The 21,416-nt window shown below is 40.7% G+C and carries 20 protein-coding genes; 9 read left to right on the top strand and 11 right to left on the bottom strand.

Annotated features, from left to right (window positions below; all coding sequences use genetic code 11):
* The first annotated feature begins 343 nt into the window (after positions 1–343).
* The 3 genes from hutX (at position 344) to C9J45_RS13865 (ending at position 2,084) form a co-directional block, all read left to right on the top strand.
* Positions 344–859 (top strand): heme utilization cystosolic carrier protein HutX, encoded by a 516-nt coding sequence (hutX, locus tag C9J45_RS13875; RefSeq protein WP_107206406.1) that lies wholly within the window; start codon positions 344–346, stop codon positions 857–859.
* A 55-nt stretch (positions 860–914) separates the two neighbouring features.
* A complete protein-coding gene (gene hutZ / locus C9J45_RS13870) occupies positions 915–1,472 on the top strand; it encodes a heme utilization protein HutZ (protein WP_045130810.1) in 558 nt (185 codons plus the stop codon).
* 204 nt (positions 1,473–1,676) lie between these two features.
* Positions 1,677–2,084, top strand: coding sequence for a hypothetical protein (locus tag C9J45_RS13865; RefSeq protein ID WP_107206407.1), 408 nt, complete (start codon positions 1,677–1,679; stop codon positions 2,082–2,084).
* Positions 2,085–2,246: 162 nt separating this feature from the next.
* Here C9J45_RS13865 and C9J45_RS13860 read toward each other — a convergent pair whose 3' ends face one another.
* Positions 2,247–2,816, bottom strand: a complete 570-nt coding sequence (locus C9J45_RS13860) for a hypothetical protein (RefSeq protein ID WP_107292665.1) — start codon at positions 2,814–2,816, stop codon at positions 2,247–2,249.
* Positions 2,817–3,135: 319 nt separating this feature from the next.
* On the opposite strand from C9J45_RS13860, the gene hypB reads away from it, so the two are divergent.
* The 5 genes from hypB to C9J45_RS13835 are packed head-to-tail and all read left to right on the top strand — an operon-like array spanning position 3,136 to position 6,605.
* The gene (hypB, locus tag C9J45_RS13855) at positions 3,136–3,867 is read left to right on the top strand and encodes a hydrogenase nickel incorporation protein HypB (protein WP_005368248.1); all 732 of its coding nucleotides are present in this window, start codon (positions 3,136–3,138) and stop codon (positions 3,865–3,867) included.
* A gap of 5 nt (positions 3,868–3,872) precedes the next feature.
* A complete protein-coding gene (locus tag C9J45_RS13850; protein ID WP_005368247.1) occupies positions 3,873–4,115 on the top strand; it encodes a HypC/HybG/HupF family hydrogenase formation chaperone in 243 nt (80 codons plus the stop codon).
* Positions 4,112–5,230: a hydrogenase formation protein HypD gene (gene hypD / locus C9J45_RS13845; protein WP_105060057.1), complete on the top strand. Its 1,119-nt coding sequence runs from the start codon at positions 4,112–4,114 to the stop codon at positions 5,228–5,230. Before C9J45_RS13850 ends, hypD begins: the two co-directional genes overlap by 4 nt.
* A 2-nt stretch (positions 5,231–5,232) precedes the next feature.
* A complete protein-coding gene (gene hypE, locus C9J45_RS13840; protein WP_107206410.1) occupies positions 5,233–6,264 on the top strand; it encodes a hydrogenase expression/formation protein HypE in 1,032 nt (343 codons plus the stop codon).
* Positions 6,264–6,605 carry a hydrogenase maturation nickel metallochaperone HypA gene (locus tag C9J45_RS13835; RefSeq protein ID WP_107206411.1) on the top strand — a complete coding sequence of 114 codons (342 nt, stop codon included), beginning with the start codon at positions 6,264–6,266 and terminating at the stop codon, positions 6,603–6,605. Before hypE ends, C9J45_RS13835 begins: the two co-directional genes overlap by 1 nt.
* A 78-nt stretch (positions 6,606–6,683) precedes the next feature.
* Here C9J45_RS13835 and C9J45_RS13830 read toward each other — a convergent pair whose 3' ends face one another.
* The 3 genes from C9J45_RS13830 to C9J45_RS13820 form a co-directional block, all read right to left on the bottom strand.
* Entirely contained in the window at positions 6,684–7,952 is a 1,269-nt protein-coding gene (locus C9J45_RS13830; RefSeq protein WP_107292664.1) for a histidine kinase dimerization/phospho-acceptor domain-containing protein, read from the bottom strand.
* A complete protein-coding gene (locus tag C9J45_RS13825) occupies positions 7,949–8,641 on the bottom strand; it encodes a response regulator transcription factor (protein WP_107292663.1) in 693 nt (230 codons plus the stop codon). Before C9J45_RS13825 ends, C9J45_RS13830 begins: the two co-directional genes overlap by 4 nt.
* A 104-nt stretch (positions 8,642–8,745) precedes the next feature.
* On the bottom strand, positions 8,746–10,428 hold the full coding sequence (locus C9J45_RS13820) for a phosphoethanolamine transferase (protein WP_107292662.1): 1,683 nt from the start codon (positions 10,426–10,428) through the stop codon (positions 8,746–8,748).
* Between the two features lie 382 nt (positions 10,429–10,810).
* On the opposite strand from C9J45_RS13820, the gene C9J45_RS13815 reads away from it, so the two are divergent.
* Positions 10,811–11,275 carry a GNAT family N-acetyltransferase gene (locus C9J45_RS13815; protein ID WP_107206415.1) on the top strand — a complete coding sequence of 155 codons (465 nt, stop codon included), beginning with the start codon at positions 10,811–10,813 and terminating at the stop codon, positions 11,273–11,275.
* A gap of 417 nt (positions 11,276–11,692) precedes the next feature.
* On the opposite strand, the gene C9J45_RS13810 is transcribed toward C9J45_RS13815, so the two are convergent.
* The 7 genes from C9J45_RS13810 to torA all read right to left on the bottom strand — a co-directional run bounded on the left by C9J45_RS13810 (position 11,693) and on the right by torA (position 21,331).
* The gene (locus C9J45_RS13810) at positions 11,693–13,435 is read right to left on the bottom strand and encodes a hypothetical protein (protein WP_107287626.1); all 1,743 of its coding nucleotides are present in this window, start codon (positions 13,433–13,435) and stop codon (positions 11,693–11,695) included.
* Positions 13,432–13,977 carry a HyaD/HybD family hydrogenase maturation endopeptidase gene (locus tag C9J45_RS13805; RefSeq protein ID WP_107206417.1) on the bottom strand — a complete coding sequence of 182 codons (546 nt, stop codon included), beginning with the start codon at positions 13,975–13,977 and terminating at the stop codon, positions 13,432–13,434. Before C9J45_RS13805 ends, C9J45_RS13810 begins: the two co-directional genes overlap by 4 nt.
* A 5-nt stretch (positions 13,978–13,982) precedes the next feature.
* Positions 13,983–14,726, bottom strand: a complete 744-nt coding sequence (gene cybH, locus C9J45_RS13800; RefSeq protein ID WP_107287624.1) for a Ni/Fe-hydrogenase, b-type cytochrome subunit — start codon at positions 14,724–14,726, stop codon at positions 13,983–13,985.
* Positions 14,727–14,737: 11 nt separating this feature from the next.
* Entirely contained in the window at positions 14,738–16,441 is a 1,704-nt protein-coding gene (locus C9J45_RS13795; protein ID WP_107246969.1) for a nickel-dependent hydrogenase large subunit, read from the bottom strand.
* Between the two features lie 3 nt (positions 16,442–16,444).
* A complete protein-coding gene (locus C9J45_RS13790) occupies positions 16,445–17,581 on the bottom strand; it encodes a hydrogenase small subunit (protein WP_107206420.1) in 1,137 nt (378 codons plus the stop codon).
* Positions 17,582–18,023: 442 nt separating this feature from the next.
* Positions 18,024–18,671 carry a molecular chaperone TorD gene (gene torD, locus C9J45_RS13785; protein ID WP_107261489.1) on the bottom strand — a complete coding sequence of 216 codons (648 nt, stop codon included), beginning with the start codon at positions 18,669–18,671 and terminating at the stop codon, positions 18,024–18,026.
* A 131-nt stretch (positions 18,672–18,802) separates the two neighbouring features.
* A complete protein-coding gene (gene torA / locus C9J45_RS13780; protein WP_107206422.1) occupies positions 18,803–21,331 on the bottom strand; it encodes a trimethylamine-N-oxide reductase TorA in 2,529 nt (842 codons plus the stop codon).
* Between the last annotated feature and the right edge of the window lie 85 nt (positions 21,332–21,416).

Below are 21,416 nucleotides of genomic sequence, written 5' to 3'. Positions count from 1 at the left end.
AAATGTTTAATTGCGGTTTTTTGCATGGTGTATTTCTTAATATAATTCCGTTTATTCAATAGATTAGAGTTGTTTTTCAGATGTAACACTAATGTTTATAACCAGTATAAACATCATTATCCATGAAATACGAATAATATCAATTATCATTTGCAATATTATTTGATCGTTAATATCATGAGCACAGTTAGCCGATGATGTAAGACTTAGACTTGCTCAATTGAGAACGTTTAAGTAACAAAGGCTAAAGTAAAAATGCATAGAATTTATGGACGCAATAAATAGTTTTTTTTCTATGGAAGCTGGTTGTATAGAAAAATATCTAAAGAGAAGGAAAACCAAGGTGTTTGAGCAATACACTCGTGAAGAATTGAAATTGAAAGTCGCTGATTTATTAACTGATAACCCAAAACTTCATGCTGTTTCAATCGCAGAGCAATTAGCCGTAACAGAAGGTGAGGTTGTCATGTCTTACCCTGATGAAATGGTGTGTTTATTGCCCGGCCATTTAGCGAAAACAATCGTAGAGTCGTTACCTGAATGGGGACCTGTTACTACGATTGTGCATTCAATGGGCTCTATCTTTGAAGTAAAAGCGGCGTTCCCAAAAGGCAAAGAAGCGCGTGGATATTATAATCTAATGGGTAAAGAGGGCGAGTTACATGGTCACTTACGTTTAGATCATGTCTCGGACGTTGCGCTCGTCAGTAAACCTTTTATGGGGAAGGAAAGTTACTTCATCGGTTTTTTTGCCGTAACAGGCGAGTGTGTATTTAAAGTCTATTTAGGTAGAGATAAACATCGTAACTTGTTCCCAGAGCAAATTGAGAAATTTAAGTTGTTAAAACAAATTAAATAAATCTAGTCGAAGAACTAGGCCAAAGAAAAGCTAGTCAAATTGAGGAAGAAATATCATGAGTGAAGTAAAACAGGAACGTTTGCAAAATCGCCTTGGTCCTGAGATTAAAGAATTCCGCGAAGCATGCCAAACGCTACAATTAGCAACGGTAGATGCGAACGGTAAACCCAATGTGAGCTATGCACCGTTCGCTTTGCTTGATGATGGTTATTACGTATTAATTAGCCAAATTGCTAAACATGCCAGAAATCTACTTGAAAACCCGCAAGTCTCTTTAATGATGATTGAAGACGAATCTGCATCTAAAGTGCTTTACGCCCGCAAGCGTCTAACGTTTGAAGCTGATGTGAGTGTGATTGAACGAAAATCAGATCGTTGGCATCAAGGAATTGCTGCACTGCAAACGCGTTTTGGTGAAATTGTAGAAGGCTTAAGTGGGTTAGAAGATTTTTCATTGTTCCGCTTAGCACCGACTCAAGGTTTATTTGTTAAAGGGTTTGGCCAGGCATTCCAAGTCAGTGGCGATGATTTAGTAGATTTTGTTCATCTACAAGAAGGTCACCGTCGTGTTAAAGACGGGAGTGAGATCGAGTCAGCCGAAGAAAAGCTATAGTATTTCAAACTATTCTCTTATAAATGCCTGTGCTGAAATGTACAGGCATTTGTTTGTTTAGGGTGTTATAGCAGACTTTAGCGAAGTGTAAACAGCCTGTTTTGATCCTGATCATTCTAATTTGCAGCGAAACTTGAAGTCGCTGAAATACCTGTGATAATTAGAGCTAAATCATTACCTTTATTGCAGATATGGATTAACGTTATGACACAGGATAATAAAAAAGGCGTTTGGTTTGCGTATATAGCAAGCTTTCTTACTCCGTTTACACTGCTTACCTCTGGTATTGTGGCAATCATTTATGCAGGGTACCAATTAAACAAAGGTACTGACGAGCTTACATATAGCCACTATTACTCCATTATCCGTAGCTTCTTTTTATTCTTTACATTTTTTGTGGTATTGGGTGTAACAGCGGCAACAACAACGGGTATGGTTGCCGGTGCTGATTATTGGGTGCAAGGTTCAATGCTTCACGATGTAATGAATAGTGTGTTAAATGTTCTACCATTTGTTGGCGCTGCCATTGCTATCGTTGCTGTACTTTATTGGCTATTTAAAATTATTAAAGGCATGAGAATGCTAAGCGAAAATAAGCCAATGTGTTTATAAGCTTAGCCATTTAATGAAACATTAAGTTAAGAAGAAAGAGTAGCTAATATGGCTGCTCTTTTTTTTGAGGTGATTGACGCCGAGTAGTGCTGATAGCAAATTTTGTTTATAAAAAAGGATAGCGATAGTGCTATCCTTTTTTCTAAAAGTTAATAAAAGGAATTAACTTTTTTTGAATTGTTTCACTAAGCTATCTAGTTCAGTAAGCAGTTTCTCTGCTTTAGGATCTTGCTTTTTCATAGCTGTAAGTACATCTTTTTGTACTTGTTTGTCTTGCTTGCTAATTGCAGGATCAGACAGGATAGATTGCTGCTGTTTCGCTAATTCCATACGAATGTTAGTAAACTCTTTGATAAGCTCAGTACGCTTCGCATTAGATAAATCGTCTTTACGTGCTTCAAGTTGAATTTCTTGAGCGCGTTTGATTAGCTTCTCTGGGTTGTAACCTTTTTCTTTTACTTTGTTATTAAAAGCTGTTTCGTAAGCTTTTAGCTCTTTCACCAATTCAGGGTGAGATTGAAGAGTCTGATTACGGATACCCGCAAGCTCTTGTTGAATCACACCAATACGGTTAGCGATATTTTGCTGTTGAGCTGTAATCTGAGGAGCAGCAGCTGGAACAACGGTAGCCTCTTTAGCCATAGCAGGAGCTGCGGTAAATACGCATGCAAGTGCTAGAGGAACAGCTGCTTTTAGTAGCTTTGATTTTAAGCTTGATGCTTTAGTATGCATATGACTTTCTCTTTAATTATGTTGATATCGCTAATATACGATGCGTTTCAATTTGTATTGTCAGATGATAGTCAGTAAGCCTGAATATAGTCTGACAATTGTTCGCATTGCCTGCGTATTAACTTTTATTACTAATATCGTAAATCATAGTTCTACGCAAATAAATCGTCATACAATTGCAATATTCTTTTATAGCATAGATAATTGAGGCTAAATTTTTGGTTATTGCATATTAAATGACCACTTTATACCTTTTAGTCTTTTAAGGTTTACCTCTTTATCTCGTTGAGTCGGTAAACTGATGTCGGTTGGAGCTCCTATGTGTCAAGATTGCGGTTGTTCACTCGCTGGTGGTGATCATCACCATCATCACCAATTACAAGCAAACCCTCAGCTTAATGATAAAAAAACCTTATCGGTAATTCACAAAATACTGGATAAAAATGATGTAGAAGCGGCACATAATCGTGCGCATTTTAATGCTAAGAATGTGACTGCATTTAATTTAATGAGTAGCCCTGGCAGCGGTAAAACGACCTTATTAGAACATCTACATCAGTATACGCCGCTGAAATATGCCGTTGTTGAAGGTGACTTAGAAACATCACGCGATGCTGATCGATTAAAAGCGCAAGGGATTAATGCCTACCAAATTCAAACGGGTTCGGCCTGCCATCTTGATGCGTTCATGGTGCATTCCGCGCTTCATCATATTGAATTAGATGATCTTGATATTTGTTTCGTTGAAAACGTCGGTAATCTTGTTTGCCCTGCGAGTTACGATGTGGGCACGCATAAAAATATCGTATTGGTCTCAGTACCAGAAGGCGATGATAAAATTGAAAAATACCCAGTGATGTTCCGCCGCGCTGATGTCGTTCTTATTACTAAGTGTGATTTATTGCCGTATTTTGATTTCAGTATTGAAGAAGCAAAAGCGCAACTACAAAAACTTAATCCTAATGTTGAAGTTATTTCATTATCAACCAAAGATCCTGAAAGCTTCCAACCACTTGTATCATGGATTAACAACAATCTGATTGAAGGATAATTATCATGTGTTTATCTATTCCTTCACAGGTGGTTGAGTTACATCCTGAAGAAAATAGTGTCACGGTTGATACCATGGGAGTTAAGCGAACAGTAAGCTGTCATTTATTAACTGAGCCCTTGGCGTTAGGGGATTATGTATTAATCCATATTGGTTTTGTGATGAGCAAAATTGATGATAAAGATGCCCAAGAAAGTTTAGAAATGTACCGTTTACTGTTGGCTGAAGCAGGGCCATTAGCATTATGAGTTTTGACTTAAAACAGTTATATCAAGGCTTTCGTGATGCTGATACTGTACTGAGTTTAGCCGAGCAGATAAAAGCCATAGCGCCACAATTACCTGAGCCTTTAAAAGTGATGGAAGTGTGTGGCGGCCATACACATACCATCATGAAGTATGGTTTAAAGCAGTTACTACCTGAGAATATTGATTTTATTCATGGCCCTGGTTGTCCTGTTTGCGTTATGCCCAAAGAACGTATTGATCATGCCGCTGCACTGGCATGCCAACCCAATGTTATTTTAGTTACCCTTGGCGATATGATCCGCGTTCCGGGTTCAAAAGGTAGTTTGGCGCAATATCGTGCTAAGGGTTGTGATATTCGACCTATTTACGATCCGCTTGATTGCTTAACCATTGCGACAGAAAACCCGGATAAAGAGGTGGTTTTCTTTGCCATTGGTTTTGAAACCTCAACGCCTATGACCGCCGTTTTAGTTGAGCTTGCAGAGCAACGCCAAATCAATAATCTCTACTTTCACATTAACCATGTTTTAGTGCCGCCTGCTGTTGATGCGGTAATGGCTGATCCAGCGGTAAAAGTGAATGCGTTTATTGGCCCGTCACATGTGAGTGTGATTGAAGGGGCGAAGATTTATCGTCCGTTGGTTGAGAAATACAATACTCCCGTAGTCGTTGCAGGTTTTGAACCTGTTGATGTGATGGAATCTATTCTACGTATCACTAAACAAAAAATCGCGGGTGAACCTGAACTCGACGTGCAATATACGCGTGCAGTAACAGAAGAGGGTAATACGGTTGCTCAACAAGCCGTAAAACGTTGTTTTGATGTGCGCGATAGTTTTCGCTGGCGTGGTTTAGGACCTATTGCTAATTCTGCGTTGAAATTAAATGCTGCTTATCAACACCGTGATGCTGAAATACGTTTTGCGGATTGCTTACCCATGACACCGATTGATGATCATAAAGCATGTCAATGTGGTGATATTCTTCGCGGCTTAGCGAAACCTCAAGATTGCAAAGTCTTTGGACGTGGTTGTACACCGCAAACACCATTAGGTAGCTGTATGGTGAGCTCTGAAGGTGCATGTAATGCTTATTTCCGTTACCGAGGCGTTTAATAATGACTGATATTGATTTAACAACCTTATCTACAACCAAGTCGATTCAATTAAGTCATGGTGGCGGTGGTCAGGAAATGAATAAGCTGATCAAAGGCTTATTCTTTAAAGCGTTTGATAACGATATCCTTCGTAATGAAGAAGATGCTGCGGTTTTAACACTGGAAGGTAACACGGCTTTTACTACCGATTCCTTTACGGTTTCGCCATTGTTTTTTGCTGGTGGCAATATCGGTAAATTAGCCATTGCAGGTACGGTGAACGACCTTGCGATGATGGGCGCAAAACCTCAGTATTTGAGTTGCAGTGTGATCATCGAAGAAGGCTTTGATGTTGCTAATCTAAAGACCATTGTTGATAGCATGGCAAATGAGCTCAGTATTTCTGGCGCTAAAATCGTGTGCGGCGATACTAAAGTTGTGCCTAAAGGGTGTGCGGATGGTTTGTTTATCAATACCACAGGTGTTGGCACTATTACTAAATCTGGCATTTCGGTACGTAACCTAAAACAAGGTGATGCAATCATTGTTTCTCGTGATATTGGTCGTCATGGCGCCGCTATTTTAATGGCACGTGAAGGGCTAACGCTAGAATCTGAACTTATTAGTGATTGCAATACCTTATGGCCAGCGGTTGAGGCGTTAATTGCCGCAGATCTTGATATTCATGCAATGCGTGATGCTACACGTGGTGGTTTATCTGCAGTACTTAACGAATGGGCGCAAGCGTCTGACATTGGTATCAATGTGGTTGAAGATGATGTGCCTGTAAGTGAAGAAGTACGTGGGCTTTGTGAGTTATACGGTTTTGAACCGTTTGATCTTGCAAACGAAGGAACATTTATTATCGCACTACCACAAGAACAAGCAGAAAAAGCATTAGAAGTATTAAGCGCATTTGCTGCGTGTGGTGATGCTGCCATTATTGGTGAAGTCAGTGATGATTATGCAGGTCGTGTAATCCTAACTAGCGGATGGGGTAGCCGTCGTTACCTTGATTTACCACAAGGTGAGTTACTTCCGAGGATTTGTTAATGCATGAATATTCCATTGTTGGCGCTTTAATTGAACAATGCGAACAACATGCCGAAGATAATGACGCGACCAAAGTGACTCGTGTTGCTATAAAAGTCGGTATTTTAAGCGGTGTTGAACCAGCGTTATTAGAAACAGCCTTTCAAACCTTTAAGTTAGAAGGGGTTTGTCATGACGCAATATTTGAAATGCAGATCCAACCCTTAGTATTATCATGTTTCGAGTGTGGGCAAGAAACCACGCATAACGAGCGCAGTATTATTTGCAGCCATTGCCAGAGTAATCGCACACAGGTTATTGATGGCGAAGATTTGTTACTGATGCAACTTGAGTTGGAATAAAGCAACAATCCTATGAATAAGATAAAGGCAGCGCTGTCGAATACAGTGGCTGCCTTTTTTATTGTTGATACTGTGAAACTACTGAGTAGGCTGAATGCTTATTTGAGCGGTACAACCACCGTATGGGTTGTTCAGAAGCTCGAATTCATAACCGTATTTATGGCATATATCACGGGATATGAGTAATCCCAATCCATATCCTTCCACACCTCTTGGCTTTTTCTCTAATCCAATCCCTGTATCAATAACCGATATATGTAATGGGGTAACATGAATCACGACTGAACCTGTCTCGGTGCAAGAAAATGCGTTTTTGAGTAAATTTCCTACTAGGATTTTTAAACTGGTTTTAGGAATTTTAATGTCAATAGAGTGGCTTAATTCAATACGGTATTCGACGGGCTTATTCTTTAACAAATGTAAGTGACTTTGTACTATTTCTTCTAATTCGTCTTTGGTTAACTCACGGCTTTGTAGCTCATCTAGATTTTCCTCACGAGTAAGAGAAAGTAACGTTGTAACGAAGTCATTCATTTCATCACAGGCTCTAGATAAACGATCCCGTTGCTTTTCAATAAACTCAGGGGCCAAAGAATGCGCTAATAAAGAGGTTGACCCCTTTATCACCATGAGTGGTGTGCGAAGTTCATGACTTGCATATCGATTAAATGCTCTCTCCCGTTCGATGGATTGCTTAATACGATCTTGGTACTGGTTTAAACTATCAACAAGCATGGTTAACTCTTGTGTTTTAACACCTTGCGGGATGACTATTGGGCTTAAATCATTGGCAGAGCGATGTCGCAATTGATGGGTGAGAACCGATAAAGGATGGTTTAGGCGGCGTGAAATTAGCAGCATAATCGTCAAGGTGATAATTAAAAGTATGACTGAAATTACGGCTTGCTCGATATTCTCTTTAAAGATCTGATCTTCACTAAGCTCATAGATTTCATCAAAGTAAAAAGTGTAGAGATCAGTATGATGACCGTTACTATTGGTCATTAAACGTTTCATTACAAAATAGTCTGTTGCGTATCCATTGGGTTGGTATACTTCGATCGCCTCGTTATAGGGGAGATCTTTATCAATATCAAAGTGCTTAGGAACATTGGCTAAACCCACATAACTTTGGCTGGTGCGAGTTATGTACTGTAATTCTGAAGGTGAGTTTTGTTGCTTATTTATAATATCTTCAGTTTTGTGTTCTAGGGCATTTTGTGCATTTAATAATTCGAGATCATCCACTGTTGACTCAACTAAAGCGAAGTGGATGGTGATCATGGCTATAGCGACAACAGCAAAATAGAAAAACGTTATTTCGCGTGCAGAGCGTAGTTTTTTCATTGTTGCTTATCTTCTTTAATCTGTTTGATGAGCTGGTAGCCCACTTTAGGGATGGTTTTGATATAGCTATGATTAAAGCCTTTGTCTATTTGAGTTCTTAATTGATAGATGTGGCTACGTAGTACATTGTTTTCAGGTTCATCATCGCCCCATAAGGTATTAATTAATTCTTGTTTTGTGAGGGTATCTGGTGCTCGTAACAGCATTAATTTCAAAATAGTAAATAGAGTAGGGTTTAGTGATATTTGTCTGTTTTCACGGGTAGCAATGTGAGTTTTGAGATCAAGGAATAAATCACCAAATTGCAGTATTTGTGCCGCTGTGTTTCCTTTACGGCGACGGGTTAAAGCGGTAATCCTTGCTTCAAGGATCTCTAAATCAAAAGGCTTAATTAAGTAATCGTCAGCACCCGTTGCAAAACCTTCTAATGTATCTTCACGAGTATCTCGGGCTGTAAGCATGAGTATAGGAGTATCGATGCCATCTTTACGCAATTGTTGACATACCATGTAGCCGTCCATACGTGGCAGCATGACATCAAGTATGATCAAATCATAATGATGTTGCTTTGCCAGTTCGTATCCTTGGATGCCATTGTTAGCGTAATCAAGGGTATAACTTTTAATTTCAAAAAAGTCGAAGATGATATTGGCTATATCTTGGTGATCTTCAATGAGTAATAATTTCATTATATTTAAGTTCGATGGTTGATCAGCACGCTAAGTAACGAGAAAAGAGAATAGGTTGTTAGGTTCGTTATTCTCTTTTCTTTTATTCGTTAGATTGATGATGCTTAATTGTTATATTTCGCGACTTCAGTTGCAAATTTATCACGGCATTGACTGAAAATATCTAATTCTGCTTGATACTCTTCGGTACTGACATCCATCACGCCCAGCATGGAATGAAAGATATTATCGTGAGAGTAGGTGCCCGTTTTGCTAGCTGCTTGTTTTAAACAGGTATAGTCAATATTTTTCGTTTGTTGAAAACTTGGCGACATCCACACCATTAACGGTACTTTGGTTTGGTATTCGGGGGCAAACCGATAAGGAATACCGTGCAAATAAGTGCCGTTTTCACCGAGAGACTCGCCATGATCTGAGATATAAACCAGCGCAGTATTATATTGCTCATTCAGTTGTTGTAGTTTCTCGATCATTTGGCTGATCACATAGTCAGTATATAAAATCGTATTATCGTAGCTGTTGATGATTTGCTCTTGGCTGCAGTTTTCAATATCAGCTCGTGGGCAATCAGGCTGGAATATCGCTTTATTTGATGGGTAACGTTGATAGTACGTGGGGCCATGACTACCAATTAAATGAAGCGTGATCATGCGATTACCGTTTAGATCTGCGATATCCTTATCAATGTTTTCAAGCAATGCCATGTCATAACAGGTAGAGCCGTTACACATCTCATCTTTACGGGAACGATCTATCTCGATTTTAGTAATATTTTTCGCCACTGATTTATCACCACCATCGTTCTCTTTCCATAGCTGAGAAACGTTAGCACGCTGCATGATATCAAGGAGATTATCTTGGTTATCCGCTTGCGAGCGTTCGAAGTTGTCTCGGTTCATATTGGCAAACATGCAAGGCACCGATACTGCCGTTGCTGTGCCACATGCTGTTACGTCTTGAAAAGAGATCATATCAAGCTCACGAGTATAGGGTGTGGTGTTACGGTGATAGCCATTCAATTCGTAATTTTGTGCACGGGCCGTTTCACCTACAACCATGATCATCAGTGTTGGCTTTGTATGTGCTTGAGCTAAGGCAGCGTCGCTTTGCTTTGCATCCAAACCTATTTGTTTATAAGGCTGTGGGGTGGTGAAATAGGTGTTTTTTACGTATTTAATGGTGCTGTAGATAAACTGAGTGGGAATAATCACTTTTTTCAGATAGCTATTATTACGTCCAACCGAAGCATAATCCTGATAATAGACGGCTGCAATTAATCCAACTACCACTAATGAAATTAGCATTGATACAAGCTTGGCTGTAATAAATGTAATAGGGTTTGTTATTGGCTTGATTGGCAGTTTATAGATGAGCAGTGCGGGTATGACACCCATTAGAAGTGTCCACATCGCAGAGTATAAGCTGAGATAAGAGCTGGCTTCACTGCTGTCAGTTTCTATGATGTTGGCAATCATACCGTAGTCAAACATGACGCCATAATTGAACCCAGCATAACTCACCATACTTGATAAAATCAGCAAGATAATAAAGAACGGCTTGCTTATCTTTGGCCAGCTAAATAATGAAAAAAGAAAGTTTAAGCAGGCAAGAAAGAAAAGCGGGATCGTGATTACAAAACCAAGTTTAACGGTTTCAAGCTGACTAAATATTCCGATCAGTGCTTTATATACAGGTAAGTTAACTATGGCTGTAAAATACAGCGCGAGTAGGAAAGTAAAGGTGGCATAAGGCATGCCACCAAAAAGTTTTTGCTTAATCATATTCATTGTTTATTTCGAAGGGTTACAAACCAAACCGATGTAAATAGCGGAATGATTTCCTTCTTTCTCCACGTCGTTATTCACCGTAAGTTATAAACGCTGAAAGGTGAAAAAAATGTTGAAGCGTTTTATCTCTAGTGCAATTTATTTAGAATGCCGATTGTTTCAGTTTTGATACATACTTTATTGAGAATAGTTACAAATCTAGAGAGTGCTTACATTCTTAGAAAAGAAATCGAGTGAGAAATTGAGGAAGGATTTTACACTTCGTTATGGTGCCATTTTATAAATAATAGGTAAGTCAATGTTTACCTAGTACGATCATGTTATAACTCGTGTTTTCAAGGTATGTAGTTAGCAGCTCAGATTATGGTAAAAGGAATTTTAAATGGATATTAAAATTGGTGACTTAACACACCCACAAGTCATTCAGTTGTTGATGGAGCATTTAGAAGATATGTATGCAACATCGCCTGCTGATAGTGTTCATGCGTTAGATTTAGATGCACTTCAGGCTGAGGATGTGACGTTTTATACCTGTTGGAAGCAAGATATGTTGCTTGGTTGTGTTGCAATTAAACGTCTAAATGCTGAAAGTGCTGAGCTGAAATCAATGCGGACGAAGATTGATGCGCGAAACCAAGGAGTGGGAGCAAGGCTCTTAGAACATGTTTTAATTGAAGCCAATAATAGGGGGTTTAAGACCATTAGCTTAGAGACAGGCTCACATAATTTTTTTGAGTCAGCCTGTCGTTTATATGAAAAGTTTGGTTTTGAATATTGTGAACCGTTTGCTGATTATTTACCGGATCCCCACAGCTTGTTTATGTGTTACACGTTTGCAGCGGAATAAGATTTTTTATGAAAGACAACCGTGTAGTTTAAAAGGGAATAAAAAAAGCCTCATTTGAGAATGAGGCTTAATAATCAATGAATTCAGATTATTTTTAGGCAAGGGGCCTAATTACCGGCTAGGTATGAAGTTAATCTAGAACATTCTGAAGATAATTTGAATAACACGATATTCAGATTGAGATCTTAGTGGCTATATGCCTAACATATTATGTTATATCTATTGCATATATTCATTTTTCTTTACAGGGCGTCAAAAAATTGGCTATTAAGCATTAATGATAATCATTTGCAATGTTATGTTCTCACATAGCAAGAATAAGCACGAATTAATAACTCATGTATTAATGAGAACGTTGTTATGTGAATTGACCATTAAAGCTCTATTTATCGAAAGCTAAATAGAGCTTTAATTGAATTAACGTCGACGCATTTTTAGGTATAACGCGCCAGCACTTAGGTTGCTACCATCGAGTTCTAATTGACGGTTAACAGTAATTGCAAAGTTTTTACCCACACGGAGTGATAGGCGTTCAGTCAACACTTCATTGGCAAAATCACTGCCAGCTAAAACAACAGCATTTAACCCCGTGGTTTCATCTATACGCTCTAGCCAGTTAGCAATATAGTCAGCCAGTGAATCCATGATACCAAAAGCAAGTTTATCAAGCTCTGAATCATCAACAACTAAGCAAAAACTCATTAGGCTGCCCAGTGTTTTTGCCCATTCAATCGTGCGTTTGCCATTCACCATATCTAATGAATAATCAACACGATGACCTTTTTGACCACTATTTTGTAATGCTTTAGCGATCAGTGCATCGTTTAAGTATTGAATACTATTAGTACTCGATGTTGATAAGCCAAGAATGGTGGCAGCAACAGCAAATAAACCTGATAGCTGATTATGACTATCAGCAAGGTTAATTTGGCTTAGGGCTTGATAGCTATAAGGTAGCGATTCTTTAAATTTGGCAAGAATCGCTGCTTGTTCTCCTGCTGCCATTAGGCGAATAATTTCATGACCTGTTTGTGGCAAGCTAGGTAAAACTAAAAAGCTATCTGTACGGGTAAATTTATCTTGGCAAACAATCTCACCTGCGGCGTATCGACCAAAATAAATAACCGCGGTATTTCGTCCATTTCCTGATTCAATATTACCGCCATGCAGCGCACAAATAGGCAGCGCATGAGAGGGGACATCGTTTGGATGATTTATCTTATAATCGAAATGAATACGACGTTTATGCCAATAGGCATTTAAACCATTGATACAGGCTTGATCGTGTAAAGGTTCAAGTGCTTTGATTGATACAGGAAGATCAAGTTCAGGATCGCTATCGACTTGGCTCCAACCTTTTTCAATCCATGTAATTAAGGGTTGCCAATGGTTGGTATCAATAAATACGAAATCAACGCCTTGTTGACGTAAAATTTCAGTAAGTACTGTGAGTACGCGATTATAGCTAAAACACAAATCATACAAGGGGGCTTGTAACTGTCGATGCTGTGTTCTGGGTTGTACAGTCACGCGCGGTTTCTCAAGGCTTGATAACGCGAGTACGTGCTCTGATGGAGTAAAGAAATGCGAAGGTACATTATTAGGGTTACAGATCAGAATTTGTGGGCGTTCCTGCGATGAGGTTAAAACCGGTGTTGTACTGAGTTGGAATACCTGATGTTTACCTTGCTCTGTGGTTAAGGTAAATAACACATTGCCATTGGAAAGAATATCATTAGCCCAAACTTTTACTTGGTTGGTGCTAATTGCTTGATGTAAACGCTGCTCACCATGACAACATGCACAAGGTAATGCTAGCTCACCAAATTGTGGCGATTGGTTATCGCCTAACAATGGTTCGCAATGTTGGCAAAAAGGTAAGTGGTGTTGAGTATTAACCAGAGGAACAACACTGCCTTCACGATGGATGATTTCTTCCACTTTAGATTCAACTAACCAAATGGAAAGCAGGAAATCATTGGCAATTTTTTCAGCTAATGCTTCAAGTTGTGCTTGTTCACCGACCGCTTCAATTAGATAACGATTTTTAACAAAACCAACGGTAATTTCATAAGGCTCATTGGCTAAATAGTCATTACATAATTGCGCATAAAACGGCACTTGGCGTGAGCATTTAAAAGAAAATTGAATTAATTTCATGCCTCTACTCCTCGTTTATAAGCGGTTGGGATCAAGCTATTAATCTCAATATTGTTCACACGTTCGCAGCTAATGCCCAGATCCGTTAAATGATTCAGAATGGCTGATTCCATGGTAGGAATAGCAGCATAAATTTTAGGTGTTAGTCCTAAATGCATCGGCTCGAGTACAGTAGGGGTAACACCTAATACGAATGTTTTAGGGCGATCGCCGACCAATTCCATCATGATCAATGTTTGCAGCATTTCTACTTCATGGGCACTGCCTTGCCAGTCGATCTCAGGTGGTGCTTTATCAAAATCGAAAAAGTACACTTCGCCAGCATCTACACCAGCAGCATTAACGGTATCAATCACAATAAGGTGATCGTATTGGGTTAAGGTTGGGATCAAACTATGCGCAAGGGTACCGCCATCCACGAGATCAATCTGATGTTCTGGGTGTGAAAAGCGGTAGTTTTCGGTGAGGTAATTGACGAAATGTACGCCGACTCCTTCGTCGGCGTACAAGACATTGCCAATACCAAGTAGCAATATCTTCATTAGTGCTAGTGGCCTTTATGGTCAGTGTTTGTTTGGTGAGTTTGATGCTGAACAGGGTCGCTACCCTTGTTCTTATCTTTAATGTGCACTGGGTGGTAATCAAAACCCGACATAATGGCGTCAGCGGAGCCATTGCGGAATCGAATACCTGTCCAAATCACCATGTAAACGTGAATTAAGACAAACACGATGAACGCCCAAGTTACAATGTGGTGCCATTCACGAACGTTAGCTAATCCGCCCATCGCATAGGTTACCCACTCAGCTGGCTGCCAGAATAGACCTCCCATACCGAGGTGATACACGTTGGCATACAAGGTTAAACCTGTTACACACATGAAAATAGCGGCGATAGAAATACCCGCATAAACCACTAACTGTAACGGGCCGTAAGCACCATGATGGGGTGGTTGTCCAACCCAAAAATAGGCTTTGATTTGTTTTACCCAGCTATTCGGACTTACAGCATCTTTTACTGAACGTCTTTCAACATTACTGCGGCTAAAGAAGAACAAATAAGCACGAATTAACGTGACAGCGATAAGGACAAACCCCAGTACTTCATGGACAAAACGTACCCAGCCTTGCTCTAATACGTTGGTGTTATCTGGCGCAACCAAAAATGGCCAAGCAATATAAAAGCCTGTGATCACCAAACCAAATATGGCAAAAGCACGGAGCCAGTGACATAGACGTATAATAAAAGAGAAAACATAGGATCGTTTGTACAACACTGTATCTGTTGACATAAATTCCTTCCTTACACTGCTTGTGCTGGAATACGGAATTCACTCAAAGATTGGCCTTTGTAATCCATCACGTGTACTGAACACGCCATGCATGGGTCAAATGAGTGGATCACACGAAGAACTTCAAGAGGCTTAGTTGGATCTTCTAACTTTAAGCCGACTAAAGAAGCTTCATAAGGTGCAATTTTGCCGTTGCCATCAATTGGGCTTGCGTTCCATGTGGTAGGAACAACCGCTTGATAGTTTTCAACTAAACCGTCTTTAATACGTAACCAGTGACTTAATAAACCACGAGGCGCTTCAATCACACCTACACCTTTGTATTCTTTTTTAGGATCAATGGTTGGTTCAATGTACGTAGTTTGATCTGAATTTAGGTTGGCGACCATAGATTCAAAGGTAGTTAAACCATTACGTGCAATGATCAAGGTATGAAGCATACGTGCTGCTGTACGACCCAATGTTGTAAATAGCGCACCAGCAGGTAATCCTGTTGTTTTTAAGAACTCGTTAACAACTGGTACAACGTATGGATTACCTTTTGCGTAGTTCACAGCAATAGTCGCTAGTGGGCCTACTTCAACAGGCTCGCCGTTATAGCGTGGCGATTTAACCCAAGAATATTTACCGGCTTCGTTAATCGTTGGACGTTTACCTTCTAAGGTGTCACGTTCAATAAACGGAGTGTGCTCAGGAATCGTTGTACCATCAAATGGGTGCTGTGGTTTATCAGCGTTGTACCATGAGTGGGTCACGTCTTCAGCAATCAGGCTAAGGTCAACCTTTTCTGCTTTGGTTAGATCTTTATTGCGAATAACACCGCCAGTAAATAGCTGATCTTCTTCGTTTAGTTGAATAGATTCACTACACATGAAAGTGCTAACGTTACAGCCGCCTAATACACTTGGCTCTTTGCCAAATGCCGCTGCCGCCATCAAAATGTCCGCTTGGTAGGCGCGTTCAATAAATTCAGCGACATGAACAAACTTTTGTTTAAACTCTTGTAGGCGAGCAGGATCTAACATGTCACGAACACAAGTTACACCACCAACAACAATAGATTGTGGGTGCGGGTTTTTGCCACCCCAAATTGCCATCATTTCAGCGCCAATACGTTGAACTTCAAGTGCTTTAAGGTAGTGAGATAAACCAATTAGGTTTTGCTCTGGTGTAAATGCATATGTTTTGTTGCCCCAGTATGCGTTAGCAAATGGGCCTAACTTACCTGTGTTTACTAAGCCTTGTACTTTTTCTTGTACTGCGCGTAGTTCACCTTCACCCGCGGCCATTGGTATTTTTGACCACTTCATTGCTTCTTGTGCCGCTTTTGCAGGATCGGCACTTAATGCAGAAACCACATCCACCCAGTCAAGGCCGTGTAGTAGGTAGAAATGAACAATGTGGTCGTGCATTTCAAGTGACGTTAAAATCAAGCTACGAATGTATTTCGCGTTAATAGGCACTTGGGCATTAATGGCATTTTCAACCGCTAATGTGCCACATAGGTAGTGTGATGATGTACATACACCACAAATACGCTGCATTAATAGGCCTACATCATAAGGTGTACGGCCTTTCATGATGATCTCTAAACCACGGAACAGGGTAGAAGAGGCATAAGCTTTTTCAATAACATTGTTAGCATCAAGTTCAACTTCGATGCGTAAGTGGCCTTCGATACGAGTAATGGGATCGATTACGACACGCTTGCTCATGAATTATTCCTCGACTTTCTTTGCAAAAATACTACTCACTGCGTGAGCACCAATACCTATAGCAGTAACGCCTAATGTCACAGCGCCAATGGTATCGGCAGTGGCATCTAAACCATGTAAAGGTTGACGGCTTAATGGTTTTTCGAAATACGCCATTTCATCCCAAAAATCTGGTTCAGAACATCCAATACAGCCATGACCGGCAAGAACAGGCCAACTTGTGTGCGCGTTGAAACGCTCAGTAGGGCAGTTGTTGTACGTGTATGGACCTTTACAACCCATTTTAAATAAGCAGTACCCTTGCTTTGCGTTGTCATCACCAAATTCAGTGACAAATTCACCGGCATCAAAGTGGCCACGACGCTCACAGTTATCATGCACACGTGCGCCATATGCCCACTTAGGACGGTTAAACATATCAAGAGCAGGAAGACGACCAAACATAATGTAGTACATCAATGTACCCGTGATGTTGGCTGGGTTTGGTGGGCAACCTGCAACGTTAATCACTGGACGATCAATCACGGCACCTACGCTTTTCGCACCCGTTGGGTTAGGACGAGCTGCCTGTACACCACCGAAAGAAGAACAAGTACCCACACAAATAACGGCTGCTGCATCGTTAGCCACACGCTTTATCAGTGACATACCGGTTTCAGCTTTGCTGCCAAGCGTAAGATAAATACCGTTATTAGCAGTAGGAACCGCGCCTTCTGCTGCTAATAGGTATTTGCCTTTGTACGCTTTCATTGCGTTTTCGAGGTTTTCTTCAGCTTGTTGACCAGCCGCTGCCATTAATACTTCTTGGTATTCAAGAGAAACATGTTCAAATAAAAGGGTACTAATATCTGGCGTGGTTGTACGTGTTAGTGATTCAGAACAGCCAGTACATTCTGCAAGACTTAACCAGATAAGAGGCACGCGATCGGAAAGCTCTGCAGCTTCTGCAACCATGGTGCTAAACGGTAAAGGTAAAGCCAGTAGGGATGTAATAGTGGCACTCCAAATCATGAAGTCACGACGGGTAATGCCATTTTGTTCTAATTTATCTTTGAATGATTCCTCACGAAGAGGTTTCATTGCTCGTAACTCTGCAAGACGCTTCTTGCCTAGCTCGAAAAGGGCTGCATGCGAGTCCATCTATCAACCTTGTTTATTATGAATACTTATACGCTAAGGGAATAGCTTATAGATCTTATGCTTGTAATGATGAGAGATGATTGATCTATATCAGATTTTTTATTTTTGTATGACAATATAAAAAATCAAAAATGGCGGGATGCATAAATAACTCATTGATATTCTTAATGAGAATTCTTTTCATTAATTCGCGGTATCAATCGTGAGCTTAAGATTTTGAAATTTAAAGATTAAAAATATCAACGTAATAAGTGGTATTGATTTCAAATGCGAATAATATGCTTGAATATGCAACTTAATTTTCGGATAAAAAATAAATAATATTTAACCGAGAGAGGAAAAAATAGAAAATTAGAAGTATTTAGTATTTTTTGTGTATTTGAAATGCAGATAGAAAAAACCTCAGTCGATACTGAGGTTTAATTATTAACATGTTGCTTGATTATTCACCGGCAAGGAAAGCCGCATCAAGTTTACAGAATGCCAATAATAAATTAGCCGCTGCAGCATAGAAGCCAAATTGATCTCGTTTTTGACACTCTTTCACAAACAGTGGTAACCAGTTAAGCAGCATAGTGTTAATAAAAGAAAGCTGTGCTTGCATTAGCTCTTCACGCTTTTCTTCAGTTTCTTGCTGGTTTGCCATGATGATAAGGTTACCCATGAAATCCAATTCAACCGCAAGGTGATCGGCAGGCTCATTGAATTCTTTACGCTGTGCAATCGCGTAATCATTCATTAGTACATTCATATCTTGTGCTGGCTTATCGTTAAGTAAACCAGAAGTACCTACATACATAGATGCGTAAGGTAGCGCGCCTGTTTTTGGTGTACTTAAGAATAAACCACAGAAATCTGCCGCTAGCTCAAGTTGTTCATCAGGACGTGTGTTTGATTGATTAATTACTTCGCGAAAAGCTTCAACGGGGGCTTTTAATTCCTCGGTCATGCCTAAGCCTGAAAGGAATGTGTACATTTCACCACCGTGGTATTCATGTAGATCTGCATCAGTGAGTTCGCGAGCGAAAAGTGATGACATCCACCAGTAGATCTCTGCACGTTGTTCGTTGAAAGCAATAAATTCTTGCATTGTCACTCCAGACAGATAAAACACATTCAAATATAACTTAAGACATTATATTGGAATCTATTTTAAAAAGGTGAAATAAAGGCGATGAATTTTCGTTCATCGCCTTATTTTAATCAACTAGCTAAGTAAAATTACTTATCCATAGCAGGGAACAGTGGGTCGATACCTTCTTCATAGATAGGACCGTTAAAGCCTGTTACTGCAGGAACAACACCTGTGTACTTCTCGATCTGAACTAGGGCAGCAGCTGCAGATGTTGCTTGCGCTAGGCTAGAAGTACCGATGTCTTCTGTTAATACGTTTGGATCACCGTAAGTACAGATAGTACCTACTTTACCGCCCTCTAATGGGCTGTACCATGCGCCTTCTTGTAGACGACAAACACCTGGTAGGTAATCATCTGTTACAACAGCACCTGCTAATACCTGACCACGGTCGTTGTATACACGTACGATATCGCCAGATTTGATACCACGAGCAGCAGCATCTTCAGTGTTCATGAAGATAGGCTCACGCTCAGCAACAGCGTAAGTCGCACGGAAATCCGTTGACGAACATAGCTGTGAGTGTAGACGATCTTTCGGGTGCGTACTCTGCATGTTGATCGGGAAGCGATCAGAGCGAGGACCACCGTGGCTACGTTCAGTCTTTTCAAACCACATTGGGTGACCTTGACAGTCTTTGTAACCCATATCTGCGATAGTCTTACAGTAGATTTCGATCATACCTGAAGACGTACCTAGTGGCTCAAGGTCAGGTTCTTTACGGAATGATTCGTGGCGAACCCACTCTTTACCCGCAGGGAACTCGATGAAACCTTCACCTTCCCAGAACTTCTTGAAGTTAGGCATACGAACGCCTAGACCACGGCCTTGCAGACGCGCACCGTTGTAGATCTCTTCAATGATTTCCATTTGCGTCTTACCGCCAGTGAATGCTTCTTCGCGGTTAAAGCGAGAACATAGCTCACGGAAAATCTCAAAGTCATCTTTCGATTCGTACATTGGCTCAACAATCTTACGAAGGGCAATAATACCTGCGTTAGAGTGGTTACCGTACTGTTCGATATCGTTACGCTCGTAAGTTGTTGTTGCAGGTAATACGATATCTGCAAAACGACAAGTTGCTGTCCACTGGTGCTCAATCGATACAACAGTTTCTAACTTAGTCCAAGCCTTGATCATCTTATTACGATCTTGGTGGTGACCAAATGGGTTGTTACCACTGAAGATCGCCATCTTCATAATAGGGTACTTAATCTTCTGACCATTGTAGTTAATGGTCTTGCCTGGGTTGTCGATACAATCAACAAAGCGAGCAACTGGAATGAAAGTAGAGTAACCGTTAAATGAACCGTTATGAATTGGAGCAACACCTGTAACACCACTAAAGCCTGACATTAGTGGACCATTCGAGGTGATTGAACCTGCATCATTGTAGTGCCATCCGAAACCGAAACCACCACCAGGTAAACCGATTTGACCTAGCATTGCTGCAAGTACAACGAGCATCCACGCGTACTGTTCGCCGTGCTGCATACGTTGTAGACACCAGCCACCGATGATTTGCGTACGGCCACTTGCCATTGTGCGCGCAAGAGCACGGATATCATCAGCTTTGATACCACAGATCTTTTCAGCCCACTCAGGGTTCTTAACAACACCGTCAGTCTTACCAAGAACGTAAGGCATGAACTTATCAAGGCCAGTTGTGTAATCAGCAATGAAGTCTTTGTTGTATAAGTTTTCAGTGTATAGCGTATGTGCAATAGCAAGCATTAATGGAACATCAGTCTGTGGGTTAACACGGATCTGCTCACCACCAACCACTTTTTGAGTGCTAGAAACCACAGGATCGACGTAGATCACTTTGATTTCTTTATTCTTCACTTTCTCTGCAAGTTGATCATAGTACTGGTATGGGCTGTGGTCTGGTACTAACCAACCCACTTGCAGGTTTTTAATTGGGTCAGATGCCCAAATAACGATAGTGTCAGTGTGCTCAAGTACTAGTGGCCATGATGTTTGTTGCTCGTAAACTTCCATTGCGCCAGCAACGTAAGGAAGAATTACCTGAGCAGCACCTGTTGAGTAGTCACCCATCTTACCTAGGCTGGTACCGTGAAGGCCAACACCACGCTTCATCATGGTACCTGCGTTATGCAGTTTACCCACTGATTGCCAGCCTGTGTGACCAGAGTACAGTGCACTTGGACCGAAGTTGTTCTGAACACGCTCCATCTCATGGTAGAAGAAGTCTAACGCTTGAGACCATGGCACACGTACAAAGCGGTTATTACCACGCTGTGTTGTATCTGACTTGTAGCCTTGCTTTAGCCAATCAATACGTACCATTGGGTATTTAACACGTGCAGGGTTATAAACCACTTCACGTACCGCCTGGATCATATCTGTTGGGTTCTTGTCTTTTTCAAATGGCGTTGTTTCAGTCCAAACACCGTCAACAACTTTAGCGCGGAATGCACCCCAGTGAGAGCCAGATAACACTTCGCCAGAAAACGCTGCTTTTGCTTCTTCTGCAGCCATTGCTTTACGAGGAGCAAGAAGGCTAGGACCTACAACCGATGCAGCACTTGCCATTGCAAGGCCAGATAGGAAGCGGCGGCGTGAGATGCCAGTTTTATGAGTTTGAGTCGCCATATGTTGGAGAATCCTTAAACTTTAATTTTTATCGATGGGGCGGGGATAGTGATATCACCCGCCTATCATTTATTTGTTATTAGGC

This window comes from Photobacterium sp. GB-1 (assembly GCF_003026165.1).
Taxonomy (GTDB): Bacteria; Pseudomonadota; Gammaproteobacteria; order Enterobacterales; family Vibrionaceae; genus Photobacterium.
This window is presented reverse-complemented; position numbering and strand designations above follow the sequence as displayed.

Coding starts and splice junctions, on each gene's coding strand:
- C9J45_RS13835 (WP_107206411.1), top strand. CDS start 6,264: ATGCATGAATATTCCATTGTTGGCGCTTTAATTGAACAATGCGAACAA.
- C9J45_RS13795 (WP_107246969.1), bottom strand. CDS start 16,441: ATGAGCAAGCGTGTCGTAATCGATCCCATTACTCGTATCGAAGGCCAC.
- hypE (WP_107206410.1), top strand. CDS start 5,233: ATGACTGATATTGATTTAACAACCTTATCTACAACCAAGTCGATTCAA.
- C9J45_RS13825 (WP_107292663.1), bottom strand. CDS start 8,641: ATGAAATTATTACTCATTGAAGATCACCAAGATATAGCCAATATCATC.
- cybH (WP_107287624.1), bottom strand. CDS start 14,726: ATGTCAACAGATACAGTGTTGTACAAACGATCCTATGTTTTCTCTTTT.
- C9J45_RS13805 (WP_107206417.1), bottom strand. CDS start 13,977: ATGAAGATATTGCTACTTGGTATTGGCAATGTCTTGTACGCCGACGAA.
- hypD (WP_105060057.1), top strand. CDS start 4,112: ATGAGTTTTGACTTAAAACAGTTATATCAAGGCTTTCGTGATGCTGAT.
- C9J45_RS13810 (WP_107287626.1), bottom strand. CDS start 13,435: ATGAAATTAATTCAATTTTCTTTTAAATGCTCACGCCAAGTGCCGTTT.
- hutZ (WP_045130810.1), top strand. CDS start 915: ATGAGTGAAGTAAAACAGGAACGTTTGCAAAATCGCCTTGGTCCTGAG.
- C9J45_RS13830 (WP_107292664.1), bottom strand. CDS start 7,952: ATGAAAAAACTACGCTCTGCACGCGAAATAACGTTTTTCTATTTTGCT.
- C9J45_RS13850 (WP_005368247.1), top strand. CDS start 3,873: ATGTGTTTATCTATTCCTTCACAGGTGGTTGAGTTACATCCTGAAGAA.
- C9J45_RS13820 (WP_107292662.1), bottom strand. CDS start 10,428: ATGAATATGATTAAGCAAAAACTTTTTGGTGGCATGCCTTATGCCACC.
- torD (WP_107261489.1), bottom strand. CDS start 18,671: ATGCAAGAATTTATTGCTTTCAACGAACAACGTGCAGAGATCTACTGG.
- C9J45_RS13865 (WP_107206407.1), top strand. CDS start 1,677: ATGACACAGGATAATAAAAAAGGCGTTTGGTTTGCGTATATAGCAAGC.
- C9J45_RS13815 (WP_107206415.1), top strand. CDS start 10,811: ATGGATATTAAAATTGGTGACTTAACACACCCACAAGTCATTCAGTTG.
- hypB (WP_005368248.1), top strand. CDS start 3,136: ATGTGTCAAGATTGCGGTTGTTCACTCGCTGGTGGTGATCATCACCAT.
- torA (WP_107206422.1), bottom strand. CDS start 21,331: ATGGCGACTCAAACTCATAAAACTGGCATCTCACGCCGCCGCTTCCTA.
- C9J45_RS13860 (WP_107292665.1), bottom strand. CDS start 2,816: ATGCATACTAAAGCATCAAGCTTAAAATCAAAGCTACTAAAAGCAGCT.
- C9J45_RS13790 (WP_107206420.1), bottom strand. CDS start 17,581: ATGGACTCGCATGCAGCCCTTTTCGAGCTAGGCAAGAAGCGTCTTGCA.